At 66.0% G+C, this 4,602-nt stretch carries 3 protein-coding genes; all 3 read left to right on the plus strand.

Translation table 11 applies throughout. From position 1 onward, the window contains the following. Positions 1 to 166 precede the first annotated feature (166 nt). The 3 genes from AAH979_RS42425 (at position 167) to AAH979_RS42435 (ending at position 4,466) form a co-directional block, all read left to right on the plus strand. The gene (locus AAH979_RS42425) at positions 167 to 820 is read left to right on the plus strand and encodes a DUF1345 domain-containing protein (RefSeq protein ID WP_346263767.1); all 654 of its coding nucleotides are present in this window, start codon (positions 167 to 169) and stop codon (positions 818 to 820) included. Between the two features lie 182 nt (positions 821 to 1,002). After that, positions 1,003 to 1,995 (plus strand): mechanosensitive ion channel domain-containing protein, encoded by a 993-nt coding sequence (locus AAH979_RS42430; protein ID WP_346263769.1) that lies wholly within the window; start codon positions 1,003 to 1,005, stop codon positions 1,993 to 1,995. After that, positions 1,995 to 4,466, plus strand: a complete 2,472-nt coding sequence (locus tag AAH979_RS42435) for a hypothetical protein (RefSeq protein ID WP_346263768.1) — start codon at positions 1,995 to 1,997, stop codon at positions 4,464 to 4,466. Before AAH979_RS42430 ends, AAH979_RS42435 begins: the two co-directional genes overlap by 1 nt. Positions 4,467 to 4,602: the final 136 nt, after the last annotated feature.

Below are 4,602 nucleotides of genomic sequence, written 5' to 3' on the forward strand. Positions count from 1 at the left end.
TCTAAGTGGGTGTTTAAGAAGGGGCTATGAGGGCTGCCGATGGTAGATGCGGTCTTGTTGACGGGTGGCGTGCTGGGGACGGTCAGCGGCGCCGAGAGCCGACAGATCCAGGCGTAGTGCGGCATGGCTGGCCGGCCTTCCTTCGACCGCATGGAATCCTGAGTCCATGGGTCGGGTCAAAATGCGATCGCCGGACCGGATTCTCTCCGTCCGGCGCCTGTCGATCTCGCTGGCCACCGGCGCCGTCGTCGCCGTGGCTGTCGCGGTGCTCGGGTTCCCCGAACTGTTTCCGCTGGTCGGTTGGAACGTGGCCGCTGCCGTCGTGCTGGTCTGGGTCTGGCGGATCAGTTGGCATCAGGGGCCCCAGGGCACCGAGCGACTCGCCGAGGAAGAGAGCCATTCACGCTCTACTGACAGCGCCGTACTGATCGCCGCGGTGGCCAGTCTCGGCGCCGTCGCCTGGGCCCTCGTTCACTCGTCACGAAACCAAGACGCGCTCGCGATCACCCTGGTCATCGTGAGTGTGCTCACGGCGATTCTGTCCTGGGGATTGATGAATACCGTATTCGCCCTCAAGTACGCACGCATGTTCTATCTTGAGGATGGCGGGATCGACTTCAAGCAGAGCGAGCTACCGACCTACAGCGACTTTGCCTATCTGGCGTTCACCGTCGGCATGTCTTTTGCCGTGTCCGAGAGCGAGCCGGCCAGTACCCGGATCCGGAAGACCGCCCTCGGCCATGCGCTGCTGTCCTACCTGTTCGGCACGGTCATCCTCGCCGTGGCCGTCAACCTGGTAACCGGCCTGGGCGAGTCCTGATCAACCAGGCTTCACGTCGCAAGACCCGGCCGCACTCGGTCCACGCAGACGCGACCGTTGGTGATAGGCGCCCCGTCCCCCGCCGCTCGCTGTCAAGCTGATGCGGTGCCACGGAGTGAGGAGCCGCGAAGGATGGGGACCAGAATCATAGTGGACGGGGTCTCTTGCGTCCGGCGTTGATCGTGCTGACCGCGGTCGGCGCGGCCGTGTTGGTGGACCTGTTAACCGGCGTGCTGGTCCGCCGGTTCGCCCGTGGCCGCTACCAGTGGCTGCTGACCCCCCTACGCCAGGCATGTCGCCGCCCGACCACGGTGGTGCTACTGCTCGCGGCACTGTACTTCGCGCTGCCAGCGGACGGCGACGAGTGGGTCCGCTTGGTCCGCCATGCCGCCCTACTGCTATTGATCGCTAGCGCCGGGTGGCTGGTGGTCAAGGCGCTGCACGTTGCCGAGGGCGTCGCGTTCAGCCGGCTGCCGCACGAGACGGTCGTCGACCGCAGAATCCGCCGCGCCCGTACCCAGATCCGCCCGGTACGCCGGCTGACCTCGGCTGTCGTCATAGTGGTGGCGATCGGTCTGATCCTGGTCACCTTCCGGCCCGTACGCACGTTCGGGCTCACCTTCCTGACCTCGGCCGGCGTGATCGGGGCCGTGATCGGCCTGTCCGCCCGGACCGCGCTCGGCAACGCCTTCGCCGGCATCCAGGTCGCCTTCGCGGACAGTCTCCACGTCGACGACGTGGTGGTGATAGACGGCGAATGGGGCCGGGTCGAGGAGGTGAAGCTGACCAACGTCGTGATCCGCCTCTGGGACGACCGGATGCTCGTCCTGCCAACCACCTACTTCACCGAACACACCTTCCAGAACTGGACGCGGCACGAGACCCGGGTGGTCGGCGAGATCCGCATCCACCTGGATCACACCGCCGACCTGGAGGACCTCCGGCAGGCGGCCAGACGGCTTGTTGAATCGTCGCCGCTGTGGGACCGGCACCAGTGGGTCTTGCAGATGGTTGACGCCACCCCGCAGACCGTGGTCATCCAGGTCCAGGCTTCCGCCGCAGACGGGCCGAGCGCCTGGGATCTGCGCTGCGACCTGCGCGAGGGACTGATCCATTACGTGCGGAACACCCATCCGCAATGGCTGCCGCGCACCCGTGGCGAGTACCATCCCTGATGGTCCGGACAGCCGTCTCGGGCAAGGCGGCGATGGGCAGTGAGCCATGCGAAGGTCTGCACGACCGCCCACCGTCGGGGGATCAGGACGAAACCCCTCTGGCCCGTGGGCTCGCGGACGATATGCAGGGTAGTGGTCAAGATACGGGTGGCCCAGTCGACGAGGCGGCCAGCAAAGCCGGCGTCGGCGAGGACGAACCGGACCGGTGTGGTCAGGTAGAGGCTGAGCAGGGTCGTCTTCGCGCCGTCGCGGTCTCTCAGCCCACAGGTCACCCGCGAGCAACTGAACATCAAAGGCAGCACCGGATCAATCATCACGCCAACGAGCGCAACTTCCTGTACGCCGCGAGCGGCGACCAGGTGGCCGGCTACTTCCTGGCCTACACCGGCCTGACCGACCCCCAGCACCATCCGGTTAGGTTCCCCGCGTCGTTGGATTTCCCCGCGTTGATATCCGCGACGGCGGCGTATCGTCCGCCGCCGGCCGCGTACATCCTCGCTATGAACCACAACAATTCGGAGTATCTGCACCGGTTCCATCATGGGACGCGACCGCGTCTGCGGGGATCGACCGACATCGCCGACGCCGGCCTCGAGATCTACTTCCGATCTCCGTCATTCCTGATTTCCGCAGGTGGGACGTTTCTGAACAGTGGATACGGACACGACGAGATTGACATCGGCGTGAATGCCTGGGAACAGACCTCGCGGGCCCAGGCGACGACGCTGATCCCCACCCGGGTGGATACCGGGTTTCACGATCTGATCCGCTTCGAGCCGTTCCCGGACTCGTTCGTCGACCCGTACGCGGACGATCCCGAGGACCCTGACACCTTCCACGCGCAGGCGGTCAACATCGGCGTACACCGGCGGATCGCCGCCGGTGCGAATCTACGGCCCGCCGAGAAAAAGACCCTTGTCGAACATTCCACGTCGACCTACCCCGCGCTCGCCCCGCACGCCGGTCGACTGTTGATGGCCTGGAAGGGGTCGGGCAACGACAACCTTAACGTCGCCAAGGTACTGGACACGAGTCTGCTCAAAATCGACGGCGTCGAGGGCGTCGAGCGCGCGGTCACGCTCGGGGATTCGACCGACAGGTCGCCGGCGCTGGCGTCGCACAACGGAAGGCTCCTCCTGGCCTGGCGCGGTTCCGGCAACAACCAGCTCAACCTCGCGTTCTCGACGGACGACGGAATCACCTTCCAGGGGACGACGACGCTGGGCGACTCCAGCGAGCACAGCCCGTCGCTGGTGTCGCACGGAAATCGGCTGTACCTCGCCTGGACCGGCCGGGGCGATGGGAAGTTGAACGTGGCCAAGGTGGTGCTGTTCGGCAACACGGCGGGCGGGTTCGGCATCGAGGGGCTCGAGGGCAAGGTCGTACTCGACGAGATCAGCACCCAGTCCCCAGCCCTGGCGTCCCACAACGAACTGCTCTTCCTCGGCTGGAAGGGCGAGGGCGAGGAGAAGCTGAACCTGCGAGTCTCCCGGGACGGCGCCTTCCAACCGGTCGGCCCCTGGATGTTCAGCAACCTCGCTCATCTCGGCTTCTACGTCGCGGCCTACCGGACGCCACCTGCGCAGCCCGACGAGCTCGTCGTCCCGCTGGACAACCTCGCGCTGGTCTACGCCCGAGAGGCGGCCGACATGGACTTCAACACATTCCGGGACCTGACGCTGACTCGCAACACCCACCTGCCGGCCAAACTCGACTACGGCGGCGTCTACGAGTTCCACACACCGGACGACAAGCACTTCACGATCTGGTTCCTGCTGGTCGGGCAGAAGTACGACGCCCGGGTAGTCGACCAGAGCGACCAAGTCAGTGACCTCAACACGCTACCGCTGGTGAGTGGGGAATACCTGCGGGCACCCGGCGGCCATGACGGCCTGATCGAGATCCGGCACCCGGGGAGCGAACAGTCGCCGGTTGTGCTCGACTTCCGCAACGCCGAGGCGCCGGTACGCGCAGACAACCGTGCCGCTCACCCCCAGCCCTGGATCGAACGCGGCCTGGCGTTCTTCGCCCTCGCCGAGAAGTTCGAGCAGGACGGGAAGCGCAAGGACGCGCAGTCGTCACTCGCCGACGCGGTACGGCTCTACGACGAGTTGCTCCGGCTGAACCCGGAGCAGAACGGCCCGCCCCTCGCTCCGGCTGTCATCCGCGCGCTTGGCAGGTGCGGCGTTGACTTCAGCGTCTCGGAGACCGAACTGCACGACTGGCTCGCCAACCCGGAATACACACCGTACCCGGCGATCTCCCAGGCACTGCTGTTGTCCGGGTGGCGGCTCAAGGCGCCGGTCTTCCTGGACGTGATCGTGTGGAACTACGAGCGGACACGACGGGTCACCTCCCCACGCACCGTCGCGGACATGCGGACCGATGTCCTGAAGGCAGCCATCTTGGAGGGCTCGAACTCCCGACACGGCACGTGGGTGACGAACTTCGAGCAACTCCTCCAGCCCTGACCGGCCGGTCTGACGCCGGCAACGCAAAGTTCATCCGCTCGTGGAAGACCGCCCGCCAACGCTTTCGCTGCTGAGCCAACGACGGCACCTGGGCGAGGCCGAAAGCCAACAACATCACCGTGCCGACCCGGACGAC

Origin of the sequence: Plantactinospora sp. ZYX-F-223 (genome assembly GCF_039649625.1) — a bacterium.
In the GTDB taxonomy this organism is placed as follows: domain Bacteria; phylum Actinomycetota; class Actinomycetes; order Mycobacteriales; family Micromonosporaceae; genus Plantactinospora.